21 protein-coding genes are annotated in these 25,246 nt (G+C 71.6%); 10 read left to right on the forward strand and 11 right to left on the reverse strand.

Annotation, left to right across the window (positions count from 1 at the left end; all coding sequences use genetic code 11):
• Nucleotides 1-85 precede the first annotated feature (85 nt).
• Nucleotides 86-1,075, forward strand: coding sequence for a hypothetical protein (locus WMF42_RS04700; protein WP_437690450.1), 990 nt, complete (start codon nt 86-88; stop codon nt 1,073-1,075).
• A 253-nt stretch (nt 1,076-1,328) separates the two neighbouring features.
• Nucleotides 1,329-2,348 (forward strand): hypothetical protein, encoded by a 1,020-nt coding sequence (locus tag WMF42_RS04705; protein ID WP_437690452.1) that lies wholly within the window; start codon nt 1,329-1,331, stop codon nt 2,346-2,348.
• Nucleotides 2,349-2,440: 92 nt separating this feature from the next.
• Here the strand turns inward: WMF42_RS04705 and WMF42_RS04710 are convergent, their stop codons facing one another.
• Both WMF42_RS04710 and WMF42_RS04715 read right to left on the reverse strand, forming a co-directional pair.
• The gene (locus WMF42_RS04710) at nt 2,441-3,508 is read right to left on the reverse strand and encodes a hypothetical protein (RefSeq protein WP_437690454.1); all 1,068 of its coding nucleotides are present in this window, start codon (nt 3,506-3,508) and stop codon (nt 2,441-2,443) included.
• Between the two features lie 566 nt (nt 3,509-4,074).
• Nucleotides 4,075-4,881 (reverse strand): MBL fold metallo-hydrolase, encoded by an 807-nt coding sequence (locus WMF42_RS04715; protein WP_437690456.1) that lies wholly within the window; start codon nt 4,879-4,881, stop codon nt 4,075-4,077.
• 188 nt (nt 4,882-5,069) lie between these two features.
• On the opposite strand from WMF42_RS04715, the gene WMF42_RS04720 reads away from it, so the two are divergent.
• The 3 genes from WMF42_RS04720 to WMF42_RS04730 all read left to right on the forward strand — a co-directional run bounded on the left by WMF42_RS04720 (nt 5,070) and on the right by WMF42_RS04730 (nt 9,271).
• Nucleotides 5,070-6,293, forward strand: coding sequence for an MFS transporter (locus WMF42_RS04720; protein WP_437690457.1), 1,224 nt, complete (start codon nt 5,070-5,072; stop codon nt 6,291-6,293).
• Nucleotides 6,294-6,941: 648 nt separating this feature from the next.
• Nucleotides 6,942-8,180, forward strand: a complete 1,239-nt coding sequence (locus WMF42_RS04725; RefSeq protein ID WP_437690459.1) for a DNRLRE domain-containing protein — start codon at nt 6,942-6,944, stop codon at nt 8,178-8,180.
• Between the two features lie 167 nt (nt 8,181-8,347).
• Nucleotides 8,348-9,271 (forward strand): N-acetylmuramoyl-L-alanine amidase family protein, encoded by a 924-nt coding sequence (locus WMF42_RS04730; RefSeq protein WP_437690461.1) that lies wholly within the window; start codon nt 8,348-8,350, stop codon nt 9,269-9,271.
• Between the two features lie 63 nt (nt 9,272-9,334).
• Here the strand turns inward: WMF42_RS04730 and lon are convergent, their stop codons facing one another.
• The gene (gene lon, locus WMF42_RS04735; RefSeq protein ID WP_061606388.1) at nt 9,335-11,746 is read right to left on the reverse strand and encodes an endopeptidase La; all 2,412 of its coding nucleotides are present in this window, start codon (nt 11,744-11,746) and stop codon (nt 9,335-9,337) included.
• 121 nt (nt 11,747-11,867) lie between these two features.
• On the opposite strand from lon, the gene WMF42_RS04740 reads away from it, so the two are divergent.
• The 4 genes from WMF42_RS04740 (at nt 11,868) to WMF42_RS04755 (ending at nt 16,955) form a co-directional block, all read left to right on the forward strand.
• Nucleotides 11,868-12,851: an alpha/beta hydrolase gene (locus WMF42_RS04740; protein ID WP_061606389.1), complete on the forward strand. Its 984-nt coding sequence runs from the start codon at nt 11,868-11,870 to the stop codon at nt 12,849-12,851.
• A gap of 15 nt (nt 12,852-12,866) precedes the next feature.
• Entirely contained in the window at nt 12,867-13,256 is a 390-nt protein-coding gene (locus WMF42_RS04745) for an NFACT RNA binding domain-containing protein (RefSeq protein WP_061606390.1), read from the forward strand.
• A gap of 358 nt (nt 13,257-13,614) precedes the next feature.
• A complete protein-coding gene (locus tag WMF42_RS04750) occupies nt 13,615-14,535 on the forward strand; it encodes a transposase (RefSeq protein WP_437690463.1) in 921 nt (306 codons plus the stop codon).
• A 626-nt stretch (nt 14,536-15,161) separates the two neighbouring features.
• Entirely contained in the window at nt 15,162-16,955 is a 1,794-nt protein-coding gene (locus WMF42_RS04755) for an AMP-dependent synthetase/ligase (RefSeq protein WP_061606392.1), read from the forward strand.
• 112 nt (nt 16,956-17,067) lie between these two features.
• Here WMF42_RS04755 and WMF42_RS04760 read toward each other — a convergent pair whose 3' ends face one another.
• The 5 genes from WMF42_RS04760 to WMF42_RS04780 form a co-directional block, all read right to left on the reverse strand.
• Nucleotides 17,068-17,790, reverse strand: a complete 723-nt coding sequence (locus tag WMF42_RS04760; RefSeq protein WP_061606393.1) for a glutathione peroxidase — start codon at nt 17,788-17,790, stop codon at nt 17,068-17,070.
• A gap of 296 nt (nt 17,791-18,086) precedes the next feature.
• Complete coding sequence (locus WMF42_RS04765) at nt 18,087-19,100, reverse strand: hypothetical protein (protein ID WP_437690466.1); 1,014 nt, start codon at nt 19,098-19,100, stop codon at nt 18,087-18,089.
• 82 nt (nt 19,101-19,182) lie between these two features.
• On the reverse strand, nt 19,183-20,373 hold the full coding sequence (locus WMF42_RS04770) for a methylated-DNA--[protein]-cysteine S-methyltransferase (RefSeq protein WP_437690468.1): 1,191 nt from the start codon (nt 20,371-20,373) through the stop codon (nt 19,183-19,185).
• A 237-nt stretch (nt 20,374-20,610) separates the two neighbouring features.
• Nucleotides 20,611-21,453, reverse strand: coding sequence for a helix-turn-helix transcriptional regulator (locus WMF42_RS04775; RefSeq protein WP_437690470.1), 843 nt, complete (start codon nt 21,451-21,453; stop codon nt 20,611-20,613).
• A 66-nt stretch (nt 21,454-21,519) separates the two neighbouring features.
• Entirely contained in the window at nt 21,520-22,425 is a 906-nt protein-coding gene (locus tag WMF42_RS04780; protein ID WP_437690472.1) for a hypothetical protein, read from the reverse strand.
• A gap of 81 nt (nt 22,426-22,506) precedes the next feature.
• Here WMF42_RS04780 and WMF42_RS04785 point away from each other — a divergent pair, with 81 nt between their 5' ends.
• Entirely contained in the window at nt 22,507-23,373 is an 867-nt protein-coding gene (locus tag WMF42_RS04785) for a hypothetical protein (RefSeq protein ID WP_437690473.1), read from the forward strand.
• Between the two features lie 35 nt (nt 23,374-23,408).
• Here WMF42_RS04785 and WMF42_RS04790 read toward each other — a convergent pair whose 3' ends face one another.
• From WMF42_RS04790 to WMF42_RS04800, 3 genes are read right to left on the reverse strand one after another with little or no spacing between them, the layout of a single operon-like run.
• A complete protein-coding gene (locus WMF42_RS04790; protein WP_434045730.1) occupies nt 23,409-24,242 on the reverse strand; it encodes a nucleotide-binding enzyme in 834 nt (277 codons plus the stop codon).
• Nucleotides 24,239-24,646 (reverse strand): sigma factor-like helix-turn-helix DNA-binding protein, encoded by a 408-nt coding sequence (locus WMF42_RS04795; RefSeq protein WP_437690475.1) that lies wholly within the window; start codon nt 24,644-24,646, stop codon nt 24,239-24,241. Before WMF42_RS04795 ends, WMF42_RS04790 begins: the two co-directional genes overlap by 4 nt.
• The gene (locus WMF42_RS04800; protein ID WP_437690477.1) at nt 24,618-25,115 is read right to left on the reverse strand and encodes an HD domain-containing protein; all 498 of its coding nucleotides are present in this window, start codon (nt 25,113-25,115) and stop codon (nt 24,618-24,620) included. Before WMF42_RS04800 ends, WMF42_RS04795 begins: the two co-directional genes overlap by 29 nt.
• Nucleotides 25,116-25,246: the final 131 nt, after the last annotated feature.

Raw genomic sequence — 25,246 nt, forward strand, 5'->3', positions numbered from 1 at the left:
TACGTGAGCCCGTGCGCGCCCCTGGCGGTCGGCTCGCGGCGCCCGCGTGAGCCCCTGCGCCGGGGGCGCGAGGAGGGCCACCCCCATGCACACGAACCTTCGTCATGCCGTCGCGTCGGCGCTGGCCGCCGCGCTCCTCTCTACCTCGGCAGGCGCCCTGGCAGAGCCTCCGTCAGGCGCCCGGGACCGGCTCGTGGCGCAGGCGCACGCCGCCGTGGACGAGGGGCGCCTCGCCGACGCGCGCGAGCTCTGGATGGCTGTGTGGAAGCTCGAGCGCTCCGAGGTGGCGGCCTGCACCATCGGCGCGCTGTCGTTCCGGATCGGCGACATGCCGGCCGCCGTGCGCTGGCTGTCGCTCTGCAAGGAGATCATGCGCGCGCCGAGGACCCCCGACGAACGCGCGCTCCACGAGTCGCGGCTCGTCGATCTCGCCCGCGCGCGCCAGCTCGCCGGCGAGCTCCGCGTCGTCGCGCCCGCGGGCGCGACGGTCACGATCGACGGCGCGCCGGCCGAGATCGAGGGCGACAGGCCGATCCCCGTCGAGCCCGGGCGCCGCGTCGTGCGCGCGGCGCTCGACGACAGGACGGCCACGGCCGATGTCGACGTCCCGCGCGGCGAGACGCGGGAGGTGAGGTTGACCTTCCCGCCGCCGCCCGGACCGCAGCGCCCGGAGCCGGAGCCGGAGGCGCCGCGCGCCGCGCCTGCGGGCCCCGCGGCGCCGCCGCCGGCTCGACAGGGGCCGAGCACAGCGCTCGTGGTCGGCGGCGTCGGGCTGTCCGCCACGTTCGCGGCGCTCGGCGGCGTGATGCTCGTCGGCGCGGAGAAGCGCGAGGAGGCCATCCTCGCCTCCGCCCGCGCCGCGGGCCCGAACGGCTGCTTCCGCCTGACCGGGCCGCTGTGCCAGCACGCCGCCTCGGCCCGCGACGACATGCGCACCTTCAGGGCGATCGGCGTCGCCGGCTTGATCACCGGCGGCGCCGTCCTGGCCGCCACGCTCGGGTACACGTTCTACCCGCGCGGCCAGACCGAGGTCAGCGTGTCTTCGGAAGGCTTTGCGATTTCAGGCGTCTTCTGATCACGAAATCGACATCGATCCTGCGCGACCGGCGCTGACAGGAAAACAGCGCCGGCGGGTCGCGGACTGACGAAAACTTGCGTGACCGCCGCCGGCGGAGCGCGGCATAGTGGGCCCGTTCGAGGATCAGGCCAATGGCACGTCGGCGGATTGGGGCCGTCGGGGTGCTGACCAAGCCAGCCTTGTGCCGGAGGACGGGACGCGCGATGAGCTCTGTCAAGCTTTGTGCCGTGGGGCTTTTTTTCTCACGGTCTTGCCGCTTCCTTTCGCCTGTGGTGGCGAGCCCTATGTGGGGGGCGACTGCGCGACAACGAACGACTGTCTGTCGGACGGCCAGACGGTGCCGGGCACGGCCTGCATCAACGAGCGCTGCGAGTGCGCCGAGCCGGGCAAGGTGGCCTGCTGCGAGCGGGGCGAGAGGGAGCCGGACTGCTTCATGATGTGCCGGCCTTGCGACGAGTGCGCGGAGGGGACGGCCGAGTGCTTGGGCGTCGTCGATCCGTCGGAGCGATGTGAGAGCGACGCGGAGTGCCCGGGTCCGCCGGACCCGCGGTGCGGCGCGGGGCGGTGCGTGGAGGGGAAGTGCGAGCTCGATATCAAGGCGGGTCGCCTGGCCTCGCAGCTCCGCGGCGACTGCAAGCAGGACGAGTGTACGGAGGAGGGGATCGTGGTCAGCGTGCCGGCGTACGACGTGTACAACGATGGCAACCAGTGCACGAACGATCTCTGCGACTACGACCGGCCGCTGAACGCGCTGTTCGACGGCGTGATCTGCCCGATCTCGGGAGCCGGGAGATGCCATGAGGGGCGGTGCGTGGAGTGCCTCGCCGAGGATCCGACGCTGCACTGTGCTCCGGGGCTGGCCTGTGACGGCGTGTTCTGCGTGCCGGCCCACTGCGTCAACATGGTGCTCGACGCCGGCCGCGGAGAGACCGCTCAGGACTGCGGCGGACCGTGCAAGCCGTGCAGGAACGGGGATCCTTGCGACGCCGGGGCTGACTGCCAGTCAGGGGTCTGCGCGATGGCGCACTGCAAGGCGCCGACGTGCAGCGACGGCGTGAAGAACGGCGCCGAGACAGGCGTGGACTGCAGCGGGGCGTGTCCCCGCCGCTGCCCTGACGGCGGCGGCTGCGAGTCCGGCGAGGACTGCGCCAGCGGCGTCTGCTGGGCCGGCGCCTGCGAGCCGCCGTCCTGCAAGGACGGCGTGGAGAACGGCGACGAGCTCGGCGTGGACTGCGGCGGCAAGGGGTGCGACGCGGCGTGCCCGGGGTGAGCGGCGGGGCGCGGCATGCGGTGGCCATCTGAAGGGGGCAGCCTTCTGCGCTCAGCGGACGCGCTGCGGTGCACGGCGGTCAGCGGTAGCCTTCACAGCCGAGCGAGCCGTCCATCTTCGAGCAGCACCCAAGGAGCCGAAGCCGAGTAGGCGTCGATCCCGCCGATCGGCAGACTCGGCGCACCTGTGATCCGCTCAAGCCCTCTGTCCAGCAGCCGCTGCCCGCGATCGGTGAGGCGATACACCTTCGAGAGCATCCGATAACCAGGTGGGTTCGGACCGGGGGCTCGCTCCACAGCCGCGCTTGAGTCGTGCTCCGCCCACTGGGCGAGGCGATCTTCCACGAACAGGTCGCCCGTGCAGCAGCCGAGATCTCGCAAGTCCGATCCCAGGTGTGATCTGTTGCAGTATACTTTTACTGGGGTTTGCCATTCCTCTGTTGACAGGATGGTCAGAATGAGCTCGTCGAACCGGCTGAGGCGCAAGGCGCCTCCCGGGCTCATTCCTGGGAAGAAGCAAGAGAGGAGCCTCCACAAGGGGGCGAGCTCCGGGAATCCCTCGACACCGTGCGCGCAGCTCTCCGCGAACGGCAAGGGGTTCTCATCGACGTAGCTGTCCCAGAGGCGAACGGCACGATCGTAGCGTTCCATCGGCCAGGAGCGGGCCCTGCCGAGACGGTCCAGAAGAACGTTGTCGGGGTGGTGCGCTACCGACGCGGAGCAGTCGAACGGCGGTATTCTCGGTGGCTCGGGAAGCCTCTTCATCGTGCCGTACACCGGTTCGAGCTCGATGATGAGGACGTCACTGCATGGGATCCCCAGGCGCCGCAACCAGCTACAGGTTCTCCAGAGGTTCACCCGTTCGTGAAGGCTCCCGGATGCCCACAAGACCACGGGCGGTTTCCAGTCAACTTCGGATGAGTAGAGGCGATCCCATTCTTGTCCTGAGTCGTCCATGTTCGAGCGATGCTCACATAAAGAGCACCACGCCTCACGCGTCCGGACATGCTCCAGTGGGTCCCGGCGGCTCGGTCCGATGATAAGGCGTTCCGACGCGCGTACGACGGTTGCCGCGCCGAGCTGCACCAGGCGCTCTGTCGCTGCCGAGTCGAAGGTGACGTGCGTTGCGCCCAGGAGGGTTGGATGGCTTGTCGCGTTCATCAGAATCCGCATCGAAAGCAGTCGACATATGTGTAGGGTCTGTCTTTCTCGCAATCTTCACGGCAGATATCGCAAAGGGTCCTGCCCCAATCGATTTCACGCGTGCAACGTCCACCCTTGCCTCTGCATATTTAGTGACTGTCGGCACAGTCATTGGCTGGCGTGCAGCCTGCCATCAGCTCGAATGCTTGGCTGCCCACCTCTTCGCCTCCGCCTCCGCCTTCGTCGCCGTCCCTGAGGTAGTCCCCCGCTCCTGCTGAGCCTGCTGGATATCCAGCGCCCGCACCGCCCGGCTCCATGGTGTCACAAGTGTACCGCAAGTCGCACGCCGGCGCGAACACCGTCGTCAACGCGCCGCATAGTACGAGCGCGCCCGCCTTCTTCAATCCGTGCTCCACGTATTCCTCCCGAGCCGTTTTCGGATGCGCGTGGCGCTATATCATCAGAAAATCGGGGTCAACCGGTGACGCGGCGCACGGCGGCAGGGCTCGGCGCCACGATTGATCGAGGTCGCCGCCGTTGATCGGATCGCGCCTCAAACTCGCCCAGACCGCCGACGAGGGGCCCTATATCCACACCTCACCCAGCAGCGGCAGCACGCCCACCTTCACGTCGCGCGACGCGCGGCCCAGGCGCTCTGCCAGGCGCTCGCCCTGCATCTCGGGGAGCGCGACGGCGGGGCGATCCAGCGGAAGAAAGAAGTTGTCCCAGTGCGAGAAGAGCACCGCGCGCGGCGACAGGGCGCGCGCGACGCGCTCGGGGAAGCCGCGTGAGGCGGTCCAGCCGGCCACGCAGAGCAGGAGCAGGTCGGGCTCCCGGCAGTCGAGGCTCGCCTCGACGAGCTCCGCGCTGCCCAGGTGGACGATGAGCCGGCCCGCGACCCGGATCTCCACGGCGAAGACGGCGCCACACCGGTAGCGCTCGGCGCGGAGCGGGACCTGATCGCAATCGGAGATGTCACCAGGGAAGGGGACCCGGCCGAGCATCAGGCGGGAGTGGGCGCTCGGCAGGAATCGCAGGCGGAACGGGCCGACCTCGGCGACGACCGGCTCGCCGCCCGGCGCGCGCTCGACGTCGCGCGCGCGCGCCGGAGGGACGCCGGAGGCGCGGCACAGCGCCGCCGCGGAGCGGGAGCCGAAGACGGTGGCCCCCGTGCGGAGCGCGATCTCCGGGATGTCGAGCGCGTGATCGAAATGGGTGTGGCCGGCGATGATGGCGTCCGCGCGCGGCGCGTGGCGCGCGACCGCGGCGACGTCAGCGACGAGCCGGCCGAGCACGCAGCGGCGGAGCGAGGCGCGCGTGAGGTACGGATCGATGAGCACGACCGCGCCGCCGTGCTCCACGGCGAACCCCGCCGTGCCCAGCCACCGCACCCGGACGGCGCCGGCCGGCGCGAGCGACCGCGGACAGAAGGTGTCGGCGATCCTCGGCGCGCGCTCCCGCGGCCGAGGGGCGGGGTGAGCCCGCGCGGCTTGCTCCTCGTCATCGCCATCGCCGTCGACGCGCCTGCGTCCGTGTTTCGAGCGACCGGGGTTCGACCGCTCGGTTACGATTCCGGCTCGTGGCAGACCGAACGCGCGCCGGCAACCTCGCCGCCCTCGCCGCGCTGTACTTCGCGCAGGGGATCCCCTTCGGATTCCAGGCGACGGCGCTCCCCGTCTTCCTGCGGGCGAGCGGCGTCTCGCTCTCCGCCGTGGGCTTCTCGGGGGCGCTCGCGCTGCCCTGGGTGGCCAAGGCGCTCTGGGCGCCGCTCGTCGACCGCTTCGGGTGGGAGCGGATCGGCCGGCGCCGCTCGTGGATCCTGCCGCTCGGGGTGCTGCTCTCGCTCACGTGCGCGGCCGCCGCGTTCGTGCCGCCGTCGCGCCACCTCGGCGCCCTGCTCGCGCTCGTCTTCCTGATGAACCTGCTCGCGGCCACCCAGGACATCGCTGTCGACGGGCTCGCGATCGACCTGCTCGGGCGCGGCGAGCTCGGCCTCGCGAACGCCGCGCAGGTGGTCGGCTACAAGGTCGGCATGCTCGTCGCCGGCGGGCTGCTCGTGTGGGCGAGCGCCTGGATCGGCTGGCGCGGCCAGTTCGGCGCGATGGCGGCGCTCGTCTTCCTCTCGGCCCTCGCCTCGCTCGCGCTGCGCGAGCCGCCGGCGAGCGCGATCGAGGCGCGCGATCGCCGCTCGGTGCGCGAGGTGCTCGCGACCGTCCTCGTCGCCCTGCGGGCGCCGGGCGCGCCCTGGGTCGTCGCGTTCCTCGGGACCTACAAGCTCGGCGAGGCGATGGTCGACATGATGTTCAAGCCGTTCCTCGTCGACGCGGGCTTCCCGCCGCACCAGATCGGCCTGTGGGTGGGCACGTACGGCCTGGTGGCGTCGATCGCCGGGTCGCTCGCGGGAGGCCTCCTGGCGCAGCGGATGCCGCTGCTCGCCGCGGTCGGGGTGACCCTGGCGCTGCGCGCCGTCGCGATGGCCGGCGAGTGGTACCTGGCCGCGGCGGGGACGCCCACCGCCGAGGCCGTCATCGCGGTCACCGTGGCCGAGCACCTCTTCGGCGGCGCCGTCACGACCGCTGTGTTCGCCTTCATGATGTCGCGCGTCCGGCGGTCGGTCGGCGCGACGCATTACACGCTGCTGGCCAGCGTCGAGGTGCTCGGGAAGTCGCCCGCCGTATGGCTGTCGGGCGCGCTCGCCGAGCGGCTCGGCTATGCAGGGCTATTCGCCCTGGGGACCGCGATCTCGGTCGCCTTCCTCGGGCTGCTCTGGCCGCTCCGGGCGCGGAGCCCGGGCGAGGGGTGAGCGGGTCTCACGGATCCGTGGCCGTCGTGTGCGACGGGCTCCGCGGCCGTCGCGAGCGCTGATCCCGCCGCGCCCCGCCGCGCGCCCGGGGCCCGTGATGGGGAGAAACCGAGCCCTCTAGGGCACAGAGGCCGCAGAGGGAAGAGCGTGTAAAATTCAACTCTGTCGCTTCTGTGCCCTCCACGCCTCCGGGGCTCCTCTTCTCGTGAGACCGGGGACGAGCGCCGGCGATGGTGCGGTTGCGCATGAACATTGATGACCTGTGCGCCCATTTCATGATATAACGAGACAGCGCTACGGCTACCAGCTTCAAGAAATTCTCGTGATCGCGCTCGTCCGACTCCGCGCGTCGATCGCCCCGCCCGCGGCCTTCATCCGCCCCGGGGCGGGCGAGGTCCTCCCGGGGCGACGAAGCTCAAGGTCGGCCACGATCCGGGAGGCGAACGCCTCGTGACGGCCGTGCCGCCGTACTTTCATGCCGCACGCGCTGGTTGACGAACAACGACTTACGCGGTCCGCCTCCGGGCAAACGTAACAGCTTATCGGCATCGTCCATGCTTCGTAAATACATTTTTCAATCCATAGCGTGCGGCAGCTCGCCGCACGGCGCGGCGCCTCTTTGCGGGCGCCGCAACGAGGAGCTCTCTCATGAGAACCGCCTATCCGTCGATCTTCTCTGCGTTCGCGCTCGCCTGGATGATCTCCGGCTGCATGGCGGCAGCCGAGCCGCAGGAGGATAATGATGCCGCCATCGGCGAGGGCGCGGCGGCGCTCGTCGCCTGCTCGGTGCTGCCCTCCGGGAACATCGTCACGAACGGCAGCTTCGAAACGCCGAACGTGTCGTCCGGCAATTCGTCGGTGTACAGCTCGATTTCCGGCTGGCAGGCTGCCTTTGGTCAGATCCAGGTCCATGACCACACGAACGGCATGAACCCCGCGCAGGGAAGCCAGCACGTCGAGCTGGACGCCCAGAGCTCGAGCGGCATCTACCAGAACCTCACGACCATCCCGGGAGCGACCTACGAGCTCCGGTTCGCCTTCGCCGCGCGCCCCGGCACCAGCGCGAGCCATAACGTCCTCGGTGTCACCTGGGGCGGCCAGCCGGTCGCCACGCTCACGACCGCCAGCTCCGCGTGGGTCTATTACACCTATACCGTCGTGGCCTCCGGCACGACGACGCGGCTCCAGTTCAACGATCAGGGCATCTCGGACGGCCTGGGGACGCTCCTCGATCACGTCACCGTGGTCGCCGCCGATACGGATCACGACGGCGTCTTCGACTCGTGCGACAACTGCCCGGCGGTGTCCAACCCCTCCCAGGCCGACGCCGACGACGACGACATCGGCGACGCCTGCGACGCCCCGTCCGAGCCCCAGTGCGCCGTCGTGCAGCGCGGCACGTACGGGGCCGTGCGGGATGCGCACGTCCAGCCCGGGGTCTCGTGGCCGTACGGCGACTACCCGTACATCGTCTTGAACACGCTGCCGGAGGGCGTGCAAATGGGCGTGCTGGCCTTCGATCTGTCGTTCATCCCGGCGGGCTCCGACGTCGAGTCCGCGACCCTCTCGCTCTCCCACCCGTGGAAGGCGAGCGCCGGCGTCATCGAGGTGCACCGCGTGAACGGGCCCTGGCAGGAGTCGACCCTCCACGCCGGCAACTTCCCCGGGTACAGCGCGGCCGTCGAGGTCACGATCCCCACGGTCGGCGCGGACGCCATCGCGACAGCCGACGTGGCGGCCCTCGTCCAGACCTGGGTGGATGGATCCCAGCCGAACCACGGCCTCGCGCTCCAGGATCCGAACGGCCGGACCGACATCCGGTCGAGCGAGCAGGTGAACGTCGCCCTCCGGCCGAAGCTCGAGGTCTGCTACACGCCGGCCCCGTAGCGGCGGTTCCGGCCGGGCCGCCGAGGGCCGCGCCGGGGCACGATCGCGCAGACGCCCCGGGCGATCTCGGGGGGTCGCTCGGCACGTCGGGCGCCGGCCACCTCCTCCGCGCCGGTTTGCCGAGAACCTGACGCCGCGCTCCGCCTTTGATAGCAAGCGGAGCCGCGGTGATCTCGCGCAGGAAGCTCGTCCTCGGTCTCGCCGGCGCCGCCGGCGTCGCCGCCCTCTCGCGGGCGCGGTGCCCGGGCCCGCCGCGCGACCCCGCGGCACGGCGCGCGCTCAAGCTCCCGATCGCGCCGAGCGGCTGGCCGTTTCCAGGAGCCCGCGTCGTCGCCCCCGCCGCCGTCTTCCCGAGCGACTTCGGGGTTCGCCGCATCTACCTCGACCCGGGCCACGGCGCCCCCGGCAACGCGGGAAACGTCTCCTGCTTCTGCGTGGAGGAGCAGGATTTCACGCTCTCCGCGGCGCACGCGCTCGCCGAGCGGCTCAACGCCACGGGGCGCTTCGAGGCGCGCGTGGGCAGGACGGCCGACCGGCCGGTGCGCTATCAGGAGCGCGCCGAGGACGCCGCGCGGTGGCGCGCCGAGGCCTTCGTCAGCCTGCACTCGGACGTGCGCGGCAGGATCGAGACGTGGTCGCCCGCGCCCGGGCGGACGTGCCCGTTCAACCTCGCCGCGCCGGGGTTCGCCGTGCTCTGGTCCGACGAGGGCGAGCCGGCCCTCTGCGCCCGCCGGCTCGCCCTCGCCCGCGCCTTCGCGCGGCGCATGGTGGAAGCGGGCCTCATGCCGTACCGCGGGGCCTCCTACAGGGGCCTGTACGAGCCCGACAGCGCCCAGGCAGGCGTCTTCGTCGACCGGCACCCCCCGGGGCAGCGCATCTTCGTGCTGCGACGCCCCACCATGCCCTCCGTCCTGATCGAGACGCACCACGCGCTCGACGCCCGCGAGGCCGCGCGCTGGACCGAGCCCGCCACGCTCGACGCCTTCGCCGCCGCCACCGCCGCCGCGCTGGCCGACACGGTTGGAAGAGGCGACGCGGTGGCCGAGACGCTCGGCGGAGGTGACGCGCCGGCCTCTCGGCCGCCCACCTGAGCAACCCGGCCGCCCGCCCCCGGCTGCGGCCCGCCCCCGGCGCCCGCCGTGCCCAGCGCCGCGTCAGGACGCCCGCGCGTGCGGGACCACCTCCGGGGGCTCCAGCCGCATCGGGCGGAGCCGCAGGCAGAGCGCGATCGCCTCGTCGAGCGTGGTCACCAGGTAGAACTCCAGCGAGCTCCGCACCTCGGCGGGCAGATCGTCGAGATCCGCCTCGTTGTCCGCAGGGATCAGGATCTCGAAGATCCCCGCCCGGTGGGCCCCGAGCACCTTCTCCTTGATGCCCCCGATCGGCAGCACCGTGCCGCGCAGCGTGATCTCGCCGGTCATCGCGATGTCGCTCCGCACGGGCCTGCCCGACAAGGCGCTCACCAGCGCCACAGCCATCGTCAACCCCGCGCTCGGCCCGTCCTTGGGCACCGCGCCCGCCGGGACATGGATGTGGACGTCGCGCCGCTGCAGCCGATCGAGCGGCACCCCGAGCTCCGCCGCGTGCGCGCGCGCGTAGCTCAGCGCCGCCCGGCCGCTCTCCTTCATGACGTCGCCGAGCTGCCCCGTCAGGACGAAATCGCCCTTGCCAGGCATCACGCTCGCCTCGACGTGCATGATGTCGCCACCGGTCTGCGTGTAATACATGCCAGTCGCCACGCCCGGCTGATCGTGCTGCAGCCTTCGCTCCGGGCGCATCCTGGCGCGACCGAGCAATTCCTTCACGTCATCTCCGGTGCCCACCATCGCCCGCTCGCTCTCACCCCCCGCGATCCTGCGCGCGGCCTTTCTCGCCAGGGCGCCGAGGGTCCGTTCGAGCTGCCGCACGCCCGCCTCGCGCGTATATCCGCAGATGATCTCGCCGAGCGCCGCGCCGGTCACGCGGAGCTGCTCCTCGCGCAGCCCGCACTCCCGCCGCTGGCGTGGCAGCAGGTACCTCCGCGCGATCTCGTGCTTCTCCTGCTCCGTGTATCCCGCGAACAGCGCTGTCTCCATCCGGTCGAACAGCGGCGCGGGGATCGTCTCCCGGAAGTTCGCCGTGCAGATGAACAGCACCTCGGACAGGTCGAACGGCAGGCCGAGGTAGTGATCGACGAAGCCGTCGTTCTGCGCAGGATCGAGCACCTCGAGCAGCGCCGCGCCAGGATCGCCCTGGAAGGAGGCGCCGAGCTTGTCGACCTCGTCGAGGACGATCACCGGGTTCTTCGACCCGACCCGCTTGATGCCCTGGAGGATGCGGCCCGGCATCGCGCCGACGTAGGTGCGGCGATGACCGCGGATGTCGGCCTCGTCGCGCGCGCCGCCCAGCGAGACGCGGACGTACTTGCGGCCGAGCGCCCGCGCGATCGACTCCGCGATGGACGTCTTGCCGGTCCCGGGCGGGCCGAGGAAGAGCAGGATCGGGCCGCGGGAGATCGCGCGGCTCCGCTCTCCGTCGCCTCGCGCCTGCTCGACGCGGAGCTTGCGGACGGCAAGGAACTCGAGCACCCGGTCCTTCACGTCGTCGAGGCCGTGGTGATCCTCGTCGAGGATCGCCCGCGCCCGATCGAGGTCGACGTGGTCCTCGGTGCGCTGGTTCCAGGGCAGATCGGCGACGAGCTCGAGCCACGTGGTCAGGACCTGCGCCTCGGGCGATGTCTCCCGTCCCATGCGCCGCAGCCGCGCGAGGTCGCGCCGGGCCTCCTGAAAGATCTCCGGCGGAGGGCTGGCCCGCTGCAGCTTGTGCTCCAGACGTGCCGCGACGTTCTCGTCGTCTTCCTCGCCGAGCTCCTTCTGGATCGCGCGGAGCTGCTCGCGCAGGTAGAGCTCCCGCTGCCGCTCGCCGAGCTCCTCCTCGACGGTGGTCCGGATCTTCTCCTGGGTCTCGACGATGCCAATCTGCCGGTAGAGGTGCAGGGCGAGGCTGCGCATGCGCTCTTCCGTCGAGAGGGTCTCGAGCAGCGCCTGCTTCTCGGGGGTCGGGAGGTCCAGGTAGAAGGCGATGTGGTTCACGAGCTCGGCCGGGCCGAACATGCTGCCGACGAACTGCTTGAGGACGTCCTCCGGCGCGCCGCGGTGACGGCCGTACTCGACGGCGCGCTCGCGCACCTCGCGCGAGAGCGCTTCCAGGGCGCTGTCCTCCTCTGGACGGAGGGGGAGATCCGCGAGCTCGATGACGGGGGCGCGGATCACGCCGTCGACCTCCGTATAGCGCGGCGCGGCCGCTCGCCGTTCGCAGCAGAGCACGAGCTGGAGGCCCGACCCGAACCGCTGCACCTGGGTGATGCGGGCGATCACGCCGATCGAGAAGAGGCCGGCCGTGGTGGGCTCCTCGGCGGCGTCGCGCTGGGCGACCGCAAAGATGCGCTTGTCCTCTCCCTCCATGCGGAGGGCGGCCTCCACCGCGCGGAGCGTCTTCAGCCGTCCAACCGTGATGGGCGTCGCTATCCCAGGGAAGAGGACGGTGTCGCGCAACGAGAGCACGGGCAACGATCGGCGCTCGGGCATGGTCCGGGGATCGTGCGAACCTCATGCCATGGAGGACCGTACCGAAAACTCCTTTTCGGCGCGGAAGCATCGAGAATCGCGGTCACGCGCGCGGGGCGATCGATGGTAGGGTCCGCTCCCGATGCCCGCAGACACCTTCACGTTTCAGGCGGACGACGGTCGAGAGCTCTTCGTGTACCGCTGGCTCCCGGACGACGGGGCGCGCGGCATCTTCCACATCGCGCACGGCATGTCCGAGCACGCGGGCCGCTACGCGCGCCTCGCGCAGGCGCTCTGCGCCGCCGGGTGGGCCGTCTACGCGAACGACCACCGCGGCCACGGCAGGACGGCGCGCGGCGACGACGAGCTCGGCTTCTTCGCGGGCGAGGGCGGCTTCCAGCGGGTCGTCGACGACATCGCGCAGCTCATCGCCCGCGAGAAGGGCGACCACCCGGGGCTGCCGGTCGTGCTCTTCGGCCACAGCATGGGCTCGTACCTGGCGCAGGAGTACCTGATCGAGCGCGGCGGCTCGATCCAGGGCGCGGTGCTCTCGGGGTCCTCGGGCAAGCCGAGCGCGCTCGTGAACGCGGGCCGGCTCATGGCGCGGGCGGAGCGGCGGCGGCTCGGCGAGCGCGGCAAGAGCGCGATCCTCCAGGCGATGAGCTTCGACAGCTTCAACAAGGCGTTCGCGCCGACGCGCACGGGCTGCGACTGGCTCTCTCGCGATCGCGATGAGGTCGACAGGTACATCGCGGATCCGCTCTGCGGCTTCGCTGCGACGGCGTCGCTCTGGGTCGACGTGCTCGACGCGATGGTGGAGATCGCGCGGCCCGAGCGGCAGGCGCGGATCCCGAAGGATCTGCCGCTGTATGTGTTCTCCGGGTCGCGCGACCCGGTCGGCGGGCCGCTCAAGGGGGTCGCGCAGATGCTCGAGGCGTACCGCGCCGCCGGCCTCCGCAACGTGACGCACCGGTTCTATCCCGGTGGGCGCCACGAGATGCTGAACGAGATCAACCGCGAGGAGGTCACGCGGGATCTGCTGGCGTGGCTCGCGGCGGAGGTGAAGACCGACGCGGTCGCCCCGGCGCGGCCGGCGCAGCCGAGCGCCGGCGCCGCGTCGGGCTGAAGGCGGAGGGCCGGCATGGGCAGCAAGGGGAGGCCATACCGCACGCTCACGATCGACGGCTTCGAGGTGCTCGTCGGTCGCGGCGACGAGGACAACGACGCGCTCACCTTCGATGTCGCCGCGCCGCACGACCTCTGGCTGCACGTGGCCGGTGGCACGCCGGGCAGCCACGTGATCGTGCGCAACCCCGAGCGGGTCGAGGTCCCGCGCGAGGTGGTCGAGCGCGCCGCCGCGGCCGCCGCGTGGTACTCGAAGGCGAGGAGCGCCGCCAAGGTGGAAGTCCACGTCTGCCGCGCCGCGGACGTGAGCAAGCCGCGCGGCGCCCCCGCCGGCACGGTGCAGCTCGCGCGGTGGAAGAGCGTGCGCGTGCGGCCGGAGATCCCGGGGCGACCCGACCCAGGTTGACGCTTCGCGACCCGACCGAGGTTGACGCTGGCGACCCGAGGTTGACGCGACGCGGGGCGACGCGGGGCGACGCGGGGCGACGCGGGGCGACGCGGGGCGACGCGGGGCGACGCGGGGCGACGCGGGGCGACCGACCCAGGTTGGGGCGGCCCAGGTTGGGGCGGCCCAGGTTGGGGCGGCCGGTGGCCGGGGCGATGACGGCGACGACCGGATCCAGGTCGGCCTGAAGTGTCCCAGCACGCCACCCCAAGGTGGCGGAAACCGGCGGAAATCGACGTCCGCCACCCATCGGCCAGGGCAAGCACTTGAAATGATTCACCTCGCCTCTCGGCACATACTTTGTTGATGAGTTCCGGCCATGAGCCAGCCTCGCCAGATCGCTCCAGGCGCGACCTACCTCATCACCCGCCGCGTCGTGCGCCGGCACCTCCTCTTCCGCCCTGATGCGGCCATCAACCAGCTCCTGGTTTACGCCCTCGCGGTCTCGGCCCGCCGCTACGGGGTGGAGGTTCACGCCGTTTGCTCGATGTCGACCCACCTACACCTCGTCGTGACCGATGTGCAAGGTGTCCTGCCGCGCTTCTTGCAGTTTTTCCATCGCCTCGTTGCCCTTGGCACAAAGGTGCTGCGCAAATGGGAAGGACCGGTATGGGACCATGAAGCGACGAGCCTGGTTCGGCTTCTGACGCACGCGGCGTTGGTGGAGAAGATCGCCTACGTCCTCGTGAACCCTGCGGCCGCTGGCCTCGTCCGCCATGCGAAGGAATGGCCGGGGGTCAAGGTAGATGCGGGTGAGCTCGGCCTTGGCATGCTGCACGCGCCGCGTCCTGGGGTGTATTTCGACCCGAAGAATCCGCAATGGATCGAGGAAACGACGCTTCCGCTCACACTGCCGCCGGGCATTGAACACGATGGCGCGGAGGCATTTCGTCGTGAGGTCGCCGCCGAGATCGAGCGACAGGAAGCGCAGGCGCATGCGGAGGTGCAGCGGCAAGGGCGCCGCTTTCTGGGAGCCGAGCGAGCCAGCAACGTTTCGCCTTACGAGCGTGCGACGAGCTTCGAGGCGCTGCGCGACCGCAATCCAACGTTCGCAGTCGGTCGTCAGCAGGGGGACGCATGGCGAACCGCTGCGGCCGCGGTGCGGTCGTTCCGCGCGTCGTACCGCGCGGCGCTCGGACAATGGTGTTCTGGCGTGCGCAGCGCGCTATTTCCGGCGGGGACGTGGTGGATGCGCACGTTTCACGGCGCCCTCGTGAACGATGCGGTGCTCGTGGTGTAGAACCGCGCGCGAGAGCGGGGCAGCGAGACGGGTAGGGGTGGATGACGGCTTTGGTGTGTTGTTGGGAGGGCGAGGAGGGCGGCAGGCCCTCCACGCAGGAGTGCGCGAGAGGATGCGAATGTGTCCTGCCGCGTCGTGCGCGCACGATGGGGAGGCGGTGCCGGAGGCTCTGTTTGACCGAAGAGGACCGTCCCGTGCCAAGGCCGAACCCACACGCATCCATCAACCCGGAGCCGTTCCCCGGGCCAGGTCGTGGGATCGGTCAATCCGGGTTGAGTTGTTGTCGATCGTCCCAGGGCGCCGGGGCAACCCGGGTTGGGTGGCCCCTTGGGTCAATCCGGGTCGGGTCGCCCGCTTCGGGTCAACCTGGGTCGGGTCGTTGGGTCGCTCCTCGCTCCTTGAACCTGGGTCCGGGTCGCTTCGGGTCAACCTGGGTCGGGTCGCTGGGGTCGGGTCGCTGGTCGCTCTGGGTCGTGAACCTGGGTCCGGGTCGCTGGTCGACCTGGGTCGTGAACCTGGGTCCGGGTCGCTGGTCGCTTCCGTCGAGGCTGATTGACAATGCCCCCGCGGCTCCCGCATCCTGACCCCCCGATCACCTCCAAGGCCCGAGGCCGCAGGAAGATGCCATGAGCACCGTTCTCCACCGTCTGGATCAGTGGGCCAACGAGTCCCCTGACGCGCCGGCCCAGCGCTACAAATCCCAGGGCGAATGGAAGACGCTGACGGCGCGCGAGTACCGCGACCGGGTTTACCACCTGGCGCTGTTCCTCGAGTCAAAGGGCTTCGACTCGAGCCAGGTCGGGGCCATTCTCTCCTACAACTGCCCGCAGTGGGTGCACGTCGATCTGGCCGCGCTGCTCGTCGGAGGCAAGTCGGCGGGCCTCTACCCGAACTCCACCGCGAAGGACATCCAGTACATCCTGAACCACACCGAGGCGACGCTGCTCTCGGTGCAAAACAAGGAGTACTTTCAGAAGATCTCCGGGGCAAACGGCGAGCATGCCGTCCCCGACATCGTGCGTTGGATCCTCGTCTTCGACGGCGACACATCGATCTCTCCGAAGGCGATCTCGTACGAGCACGCGCTCGCCGAGGGGCGCGCGCTCGCCAAGCAGCCGGGCGCGAAGACGTACGCCGACTACCTGGCGAAGATCGACCCGAATGCGGGGGCGTTCCTGATCTACACCTCGGGCACGACGGGCAACCCCAAGGGGGCGATGCTCTCGCACGACAACCTCGCGTTCACGTCCGACGTCGCCGCGAAGTACTGGGGCCTTCCGTTCGCGCGCGGCTCGATGTTCTCATTCCTCCCGCTCTGCCACATCGCCGAGAAGCTCCAGTGCGTGGGTGTCGGCATCACGCAGCGCTCTACGGTCAACTTCTGCTCGAAATTCGAGAACGTCTCGACCGAGCTCCCGGACGTGCAGCCCACGCTGCTGCTCTGCGTGCCGCGCCTCTGGGAGAAGATGATGGAAGGCGTGATGGCGAAGGTGCGCAGCGGCAAGGGCGCGAAGAAGAAGCTGGCCGAGTGGGCGCTGTCGGTCGGCGCCCGCGTCGCCGAGGCGAAGTACGCCGGGCGCGCGCCGAGCCCGCTCGATCGCGTACAGCTCAAGCTCGCCGACAAGCTCGTGCTGGGCAAGGTGCGCGCGGCGCTCGGCCTGGGCAAGGCCGAGCTGCTCGCCTCGGGCGCTGCGGCGCTCGCGCCGCACATCTCGACGTGGTTCCGCGCGCTCGGCCTCGAGATCCTCGAGGACTTCGGTCAGACCGAGTCGACGGGCGTCATCTGCATGACCGAGCCGGGCGTCGAGAGCGCGGGCACCGTGGGCAAGCCCGTGCCGGGCCTCGACTTCGAGCTGGCCGAGGACGGCGAGATCCTGACGCGCGGCCGGCACGTGTTCGTGGGCTATTACAAGGACGAAGCGGCGACCCGGTCCGCGCTCGAGGACGGCTGGCTGCACACGGGCGATCTCGGCGAGTGGAACGAGCGCGGGCAGCTCAAGATCCGGGGCCGCAAGAAGGAGATCCTCAAGACCTCGGGCGGCAAGATGATCGCGCCGCTCCCCATCGAAGAGAAGCTCAAGGCGGCCGAGATCATCAGCCAGGTGTGCATGGTAGGGGACGGCCGCAAGTACCTCTCCGCGCTGATCACCCTGACCGAGGTGAAGCTCGCCGAGCTGAAGGACCGCGGGGGCCTGAACGGCGACGCGATCACGAGCCCCGAGGTTGTCAATCAGGTGAAGGCGCACATCGACGCTCTGAACGCGGAACTCGCCAGCTTCGAGCAGATCAAGAAGTTCACCGTCGTCGGCCGCGAGTTCTCGGTCCAGGACGGCGAGATGACGCCGACGCTCAAGATGAAGCGCAACGTCATCGAGCAGCGCTTCCGCGGGCTCATCGACCAGATGTATTCCGCAGACTGAGGGAAGCCGGGGAGCCCCGCGAGCGCAGAGCGGAAGCCGGGGAGATGGATGTGGTCAGCGGCTTCCACGGGGGCCGGGCAGCCCGAGTTGCCCGGCCCCCGCCGTATCCGCATCAACCCTTGGCGAGATACGCCTCGAGATCGTCGGCGCCGCCGACGTACTGCCCGTCGACGAAGACCTGCGGCGTCGACGACTTGCCGCTCACGGCCCGCAGCCGGCGCGGCGAGGCCGACACCTCTTCATAGGGCACGCCCCGCTCGTCCAGGAGCCGCTTCGCCTTCGTGCAGTAGCTGCACCCGGGCTTCGTGAACAACAGCACGTCGTGCGGCGCCTTCGACTGCGGATCGAGGTACTTGAGCATCGTGTCCGCGTCCGACACCTCGAAGGGATCCCCCTCGACCTCGGGCTCGATGAACATCTTCTTGATCACGCCGTCGTCGACCAGCATCGAATAGCGCCACGAGCGTTTGCCGAACCCGAGGTTCGCCTTGTCGACGAGCATGCCCATCTTCTCGGTGAACTCCCCGTTCCCGTCGGGGAGGAACTGGACCTTCTCGGCGTGCTGGGCCTTCCCCCACTCATCCATCACGAACGCGTCGTTCACGGACACGCACACGATCGCATCCACCCCGCGGCGCTTGAGCTCGCCCGCGAGCTCGTTGTAGCGCGGCACATGGCTGCTCGAGCAGGTCGGCGTGAAGGCGCCCGGCAGCGCGAACACCACCACCTTCTTGCCGGAGAACACGTCCTTGGTGGTCACGTCCTTCCACTGACCGTCGACACGCGTGCGAAACGTGACATCCGGGACGCGCTGCCCTTCGAGGTTCTTCAACATGACTCTCGTGCTCCTCCAGTGCTTTTCTGGTTGCGATCGGGGACGGCAACCTTGTTCAACGTCGTGCGGCGCCCGTGCGGGCCCGCCGCGCTGGCGAGAACTTAACCCCTCGCATCCACGCCGGCCACCCGTTGCGCGTGATCCCGAAAGCGCGCGCCCGCGGCGTCGATGCGGCACAGCCCGCTGTGGCGCTCTTGCACCCGCCCGCCGTCGGAAAAGGCCCGACAGGCGGCCCCGACGCAGGGCCTCTCCCCCGCGGGCGCGCACCCTCGTCCCTGGCGCGGGCGCGCCGGCGCTCAGCGGCAGCCCTCGGCGCGATCCCAGTCGAAGCGGTCCTCCCGCACGTCGCGCCGCCGCTCCTTCCTCCCCTTCACCCCGACCTCCGTCTCCATCTCGTAGCGCGCGCGGCTCGAGCGCAGCGTCGCCGGATCCGTCTCCGCTTCCAGGCGGATCACGCGGCGGAAGCTGATCTGATCGAGCGCCTTCTCCTCGTCGCTCGACAGCTCGTGCCCGGCGTCCCGCTGCAGGTCGGCGACCACGTGCCGCATCGCTCGCCAGCCCGCCTCGTCGTCCAGGGTGGAGGTGAACGACACCCGGACAAGCCCGCTCGGCCCCGTCGCCGGGCCGTGGTGGTCGTAGCGCACGCGCATCGGGATCTGGCGCTCGCCGAAGGCGACCTCGTCGACCGCCTCGCGCGACTCGCCCGGCGCGATCTCGAGGCCCGCCCACGCGCCCACCCACGTCATCCAGTGATCGCCGGCCTTGGTGATGAGCATCGCCTTCATCTGCGGCGCGGGCAGGAGCTTCGCGACGTTCGCCACCTGCTGCGGGCCCTCGAGGAACAGCGGCGAGCCGAGGAGCCGCTCGGCCGAGTCGCCCAGCTCGCGCACGCCCACGTACGCGCCCTCGCGCGAGACAACGAGGACCGGCGCCGTGGCCATCAGCCCGAGCGACGGGCCGGGCTGCGACCCGGCCCCCGCCGACGCGACGTCCTGCCCGTCGATCTCGAGGAACCTCATATCCTCGAACCGCACGTCGAGGTTGCCGTCCACGCCCGGCAGCAGCGACAGCGTGTACCGCAGGCGCGCCTTGCGGCCCCGCTTGTCCGTGACCTGCTCGACGGGCACCCGGCACGGGACCTTCCAGCCGAACGCGAAGACCTGCGGCGAGGGCGCGCCCGCGGCCTCCGCCGGGGCGCGCGGCGCGTCCGCCGGCGCCTTGACCGCGCCGACCGGCGCGGCACGAGCGCAGGCGGCGGCGCTGGCGACGAGAAGGAGAAGGAGAAACGGCGTCGTCCTCGGCATTCCCATGGCTCCTCCGGACGAGGAGCGAGAGGCCGCTCGCTCCCCCACGGTAGGGAGTCAGCGCCAGCGCCGGCGCGGAGGCAAGGGGTCAGCCGCTCCGCGCCGTGTCCACCGCGCGCCACAGGTACCAGCTCGCCACGGTGCGGTAGGGCCTCCAGCGCGCGCCGTGCTGCTCGAGCGCCTTGCGCGCCGGCAGGTCGCCCTGACCGAGCGCGATAGCGAAGCCCTTGCGGATGCCGTAGTCGTCGACGGGCAGCACGTCCGGGCGGCCGAGGCGGAACATGAGGAGCATCTCCACGGTCCACCGGCCGATGCCGCGCACCTGGGTGAGGCGCTCGACGAGCTCCTCGTCTTCCATGCGGCGGGCCTCGGCGAGCGTGGGGAGCTCGCCATCGGCGGCCCGCCGCGCGAGATCGCGGAGCGCGAGGAGCTTCGCGCGCGAGAGGCCCGCGCCGCGGAGCTCCTCGTCCGGCGCGCGCAGGATCTGCTCGGGCGTGGGGCCCTCGTGCGCGCGCGGAAAGAGCGCGCGGACGCGCGCGAAGATGGTCGCCGCGGCCTTGCCGGTGAGCTGCTGGTAGACGATCGACTCGGCGAGCGCGACGAAGAGGCTCGACGTCCGGTCGAGCCGCATGCGGAACGGGCCGACGGCGTCGATGAGGCGCGCGAGCGCCGCGTCGGACGCGCGCACGTGCTCGACCGCGGCGTCCGGATCGAAGCCGAGCGCGCCGCCGCCGCCGCCGTCATCGGTCCCGGCCGCGCCGCTCGCTTGGGCGCCCTCGATCGCGAGGAGGCGGAGCTTGGTCGTGACGCCGCCGCTGCCGGAGAAGCCGCCGACCTTGCCGCCGGCGGCGAGCACCCGGTGGCACGGCACGACGATGGGGAACGGGTTGCGCCCGAGCGCCTGCCCGACCGCGCGCGCCGAGCCGCGCGCGCCGAGCCGTCCGGCGATGTCGCCGTAGGTCAGCGTGGCGCCCGGCGGGATGGTGCGCGCGACCTCGTAGACGCGGCGGTGGAACGGCGGCACGCGCTCCATGTCGAGCGCGACGGCGGAGAGATCGCTCGCCTCGCCGCGCAGGAGCGCGACGATGCCGTGGAGCGCGCGCTCCACGTCGGGCGGCGGCGGCGTCTCCCGCGCGTCCGGCAATCGCTGGAGCACGCGCGCGCGCGTCTCGCTGTCGCGCGCCTCCGGGAGCTGCACGAAGGCGACGCCGCGCCCGCCCCAGGCGATACCGCACCGGCCGATCGCCGTGTCGAAGAGCGTGAATCCGTGGGCTGTCATGGTCTGGCGCGAGCGTAGCGCCGGCCGCTATCGCCCTTCTTGGAGATTCTTGCGCTCCGGGAGCGGCGCTCGATTGCGCCGCGCGCGACGACAGAACCGAGAAATTCCGCAGCGTCGAAGGAATGTATCCTGAAAGATTCTTTCCCTGGCGTCCCTGGTCCCCTGGCGGTTCTTCTCCTTGCTCGTCGGGTTCGAGGCGTCACTCGTCGGGTCCGAGACGTCTCGTCCGAGCGCCGTTTACAGGGCGCGGTCGAGCCGGTCCTGGACGAGCTTGCGCTCGCCGCGCGCCGCCTGGCGGAAGCCGCGGGGCGAGACGCCGGCCGCGCGGTGGAACGTGCGCACGAAGTTGGAGAGGTCGCCGAACCCGACGTCGAGCGCGATGTCCGTGATCGACAGGGCGCCGTCGGCGAGCAGGCGCGCCGCGCGGCGCAGCCGGGCCCGGACCAGGTACTGGTGCGGGGTCACGCCGAGCACCCGGGCGAAGAGGCGCAGGAAGTGGAACGCGCTGAGGCCGGCCTCCCGCGCGGCGCGCTCGAGGTCGAGCGGCTCGTGCGCGTGCGCGTCCACCCAGAGCGCCGCCTCCACCGCCCGGCGGCGGTCGCGCGCCGCGGCCTCCGGCGGGCGCCGCTGCTGCCCGGAGACGACGTCGACGAAGCGGGCCGCGAACAGCATCCCCGCCTCGTCGAGGCCGACGCCGCTCCTGCCCTCGGCCGCCGCCTGCGCGAGCTCGCCGAGCACCATCAGCTCGGGCAGCGGCGGGACGCCGCCGGCCCGCCAGGCGTCGCTCCGGCCGCCGATCGCGTCGACGAGCGCCGGCGCGAGGTGGAACGACAGGCACTCGTCGCCGGCGACGTGGTCGTGCGTGCACATGTATTCGTCGCCGGGGTGGCCGACCAGGAGCGACCCGGCCACGAGCTCGAACGCTTGCCCCCGGACGCGGTAACCGAAGCTGCCCTTGCGCACGTACGAGACGGAGAAGCCGCCGTGCAGCTCGACGAACGCCGCGTCCCCCGGGCCGGCGCTGCACCGGTAGTCGAGCACCGAGATGGAGTCGCGCCGCACGACCGTCGTGACCACCATGTTCATCGAACCTACCGGCGGCGGCGAACCGAGGCAATCGGCGGCCGCTCCGCCATGTCCGGCCGCTCACCGCGGCCCGGCGAGGCGTAGGCCGCGGCGCGCGATGACGGCATCGACCTGCGCGCTCGGCGTGAAGTACCACGCGAGCACAGCCAGCCCGTTGCCGAGCGGGACGACGAGCACGCGGGCGGATGCCGCGTCGAACCCCAGCGCAGCGAAGTATCGGTTCTTCGCCAGGATCGTGGCTGGGCTCGGCGCCGCCTCGGGCACGACGACAGGATGCGCGAGGATCAGGTTCACGCCCGAGCGCGCGAGGTAGTCGAGCGGCGCCGTGACAGCGTGGCCAGGGCGGTAACCGCCGCGTATCTCGGGGTAGCGCACGGGGGTGCCGTGCCGCGCGATCCACACGTCGTTGAGGCCGAGCATGTCGATCGCCGTCAGGTCGGACGCGAACGGGATCGCGCCCGCGGGGCGGACGGCCACGGAGACCGACGGATCATGATCGACCGTGTCCCCGAGCGCCGCGCCGACGCGCAGCCAGCCGACGTCGGGATCGAGGACGTGAGCACGGAGGGCGGCGATTGTCGTGACGCCGAGGGGCGGTTCGAAGCCCGGCACGCGGCTCGCGCGCGCGGCCGACGCGCCGGCGAGGACCGCGAACGTGGTGATCGCCAGCGGCGCCGACGCGCTGAACGCGGTGCGCGCGAGCAGGATCGCGCCGATGGGCATCGCGGGTACGAGGAGCCGGTACTCCATGAAGTCGCCGCCGGCCCACGCGACGAAGCCGACGGCGGCCAAAAGCGCCGCGGCGAGCGCGCGGATCGAGCGATCTCTCCCGAGCCGCCGCGCGGCGAGCGCGGCGAGGACGAGCGCGGCGGCGAGGCCGTTCGTCCACAAGAAGGTGCCCACGTAGCGCGCGCCGAACGCCAGCGGCGCGTCCGCGATCCGCTTTGCGTAGAAGGGATTGGGCACATGACCTATCCCACCCGCTATGCGTTCTGGGGAGCGGGCGACCACCTACCGTGCCGGCCGCGGATCGAGTAGTCATTTGCCGTGACGCGCCATCCCCTCGGTCTCTCCGCGCTGATCTCCGGTCTCGTCCTCGCCAGCTGCAATGCGATCTCGGGTATCGACGGCCTGACCTTCGACGGCGTGGGCGCGAGCGGAGGAGCCGGCGCCCCGCCCGGCGTCGGCGGCGGCGGGTCGGGCGGCGATGGAGGAGCGGCCGTCGGCGGCGCGGGCGGCGAGGCCGGCGGCGCGGGCGGCGAGGCCGGCGGCGCGGGCGGCGAGGCCGTCGGCGCAGGCGGCGAGGCCGGCGGTGGCGGTGGTGACTGCGACGGGGAGCCGTGCCCGACGCCGACGGGCGTCGACGTCGTGGACCAGGCCGACACCGAGGTGCACGGCAATCGCGGTACGGCCACGCCGGCCACGGAGCGGTGCCCGGGGAGTCAGGTGATCGTCGGGTTTCGAGGGACCGTGGGGATGCTCGGGGAGTCGTACATCCATGGCAAGATCCAGGCGCAGTGCGGCCACCTGGAGCTCACCGGAGACGGCTCGTACACAATCACCACGGCGCCCGGCGACGTGACGGCCCTCCAGGGCGCCTATGGCTCCGAGTCCTGGGACATGATGTGCCCGGAGGACGAGGTGGTGGTGGGCTTCAGCGTCTGGGCCGGCAGCTACGTGGATCTCCTCTTCATCGCTTGCGCGCCCCTCGTCGTGACGGGACCTCCCGGCGGTCTCCGCGTCGAGATCGGACCCGTCACGTGGCCGGACGGCGTGGGCGGCGACGGCGGCAGCGAGTTCCCGGACACCTTCTGCGGCGCCGACCCGATCGCGAACCGCTTTCAGACCGTCTCCGCGAACGGACCCATCGCCGCCTTCGGCCTGGGCTGCGCCACGCCGTCGCTCACGTACTGACCCGCCGGCTCGCGCTCGCGCGCCCGCGGGCCGCCTCAGGCGACGTCCTCGAAGCCTGGAAGCGGATCGTAGTCCTGGTCGGGGTCGTCCTCCTCGCCGGGCTCGGCGCAGGCCGGCTCGTCCTCGCCCTCTGCGCCCTCGAGCAGCCCGTCGAACGGCCCGGGGAGCGGCGCATCCTCGTCGGCCTCGAGCAGCGCCTCCATCCCTTCGACCTCGCCCGTCTCGAGGTAGCGCTCCCAGGCCGTGGGGTGGTCCCGGGCGCAGAGCGCCGAGAGCGCGGCGATGCCGAGCCGCACGATGGGCTTGCCGTCGGTGCTGCTGCGGGGCCGCGCCCGCAGCTCGCGCGGGGCGTACAGCGTGAGCTCGAGGGGCGCCACGTCCGCCACGTGGTAGTGGACGTACTCGCGGATCTCGCCGCCCTTCTGGATCGTCACGCGCTCCCGGTCGAAGGTCCAGCCGAGCGCGCGGACATGCCGCTCCAGCGCCTCCTCGTCGGCCGGGAACACGTGCAGATCGACGTCGCTGCCGCGGCGGATGTGACCGGTGGAGACCGAGCCGATGAGCCGCGGCGAGAACGGCGCGAGCGCGCGCATGGCCTCCAGCGCCACGATGCGCAGCGCGAACAGCCGGCGCGTCCGCCCGCTCCCCTCGGCGCGCTCGGCGAAGCGCAGCAGCGCCTCGCGGATCTCGCCGTTGGAGGGCAGATCCGCGGGGCGGTAGCGCGCCCTTCGTCCCTCCACCTGGCCGAGGATCCGCTTCGCGGCCATCCGCTTGGCCGTGAAATACTGGTCCACGCCCTCCTCGACCATGAGCCGCGCGGCCTCCGCGGCGATGCGGGCCCGCAGCCCACCGAAGCGCTCGGCGCTCATCGCGGAACCCGCGCTGCGCGCGCCGCCTGGGCTGCCTGCGCCCCCGCGGCGCCGAGCGCCGGCTCGAGGGCCTGTCGCAGCCGGAGCATCGCGCCCCCGATCAGGCGGCCGCCGCGCGGCGCCCCGAACAGGCGCTTCTGCACCACCTGCTGCGCCACCCCGAGGCGGCGCGCGATCTCGCCCTGCGACAGCCCGTCGAAGAAGTAGGCCTCGACGACCTCGCGCTGCTTCGCGGTCAGCGCCGTCTCGACGGCGTCCCGCACCGCGGCGCAGAGCCGCGCCCGCCCCGGCGGCTCGGCCTCGTCGCCCCAGAGCCGGCGATCGTCGCCCCAGCGGTCGACGTCCTCGCAGAGGACCTCCCGGCGGGCCTTGCGGCTACGCGAGCGGCTCCTTTCGCAGATCATGGGCGGGGGCGGGCTCGCCGCCGATCGAGAGTAGGGTCCAGTCCGCGCCGTCGAGCAGGACCTCCACGGCGGCCTCCGCGCGCAGCACGGTCGCCGCGGGCGAGCGGCCGCCGAGGTCCCAGCGCCGCAGCCGCGTGAGGTCGGCGAGGGCCCGCGTGCGCCGGAGCCGCCGCTTCGTCGCGGCGGGCGCGCGCAGCAGGTGGAGGTGGTGCCGCACGAGCCAGACCACCCGCGGACAGACGAGCTCCGCGAGCACGTCGGCCCCCTCCTCGGCGTGGTCGGCGGAAGCGAACGCCTTGCCGACGTCGTGGAGCAGGGCCGCGGCCCAGAGCCCGCGGTCCGCGGTCTCGCGGCGGGCCAGGTCGAAGACCTGCAGGGAATGGAAGAGCGCGTCGCCCTCGGGGTGCCAGCGCGGGTCCTGCGGCACACGATCGAGCGCGAGGAGGAGATCGAGGAGTTCCAGGTGCATCACGGGGAGGGCGGTTGGGCCGCCCGCGGGCTGCGGGCGAGCGGTGCCCCTTCACCCTGGGGCGCGGTCACACCCACCGGAAGGCCGTGCTCCCCGGGGGAGCAAGAGACTAGCGCAGCAGCCGGCCGAGC

Source organism: Sorangium sp. So ce176 (genome assembly GCF_051519835.1).
GTDB classification, from domain to species: domain Bacteria; phylum Myxococcota_A; class Polyangia; order Polyangiales; family Polyangiaceae; genus Sorangium; species Sorangium cellulosum_G.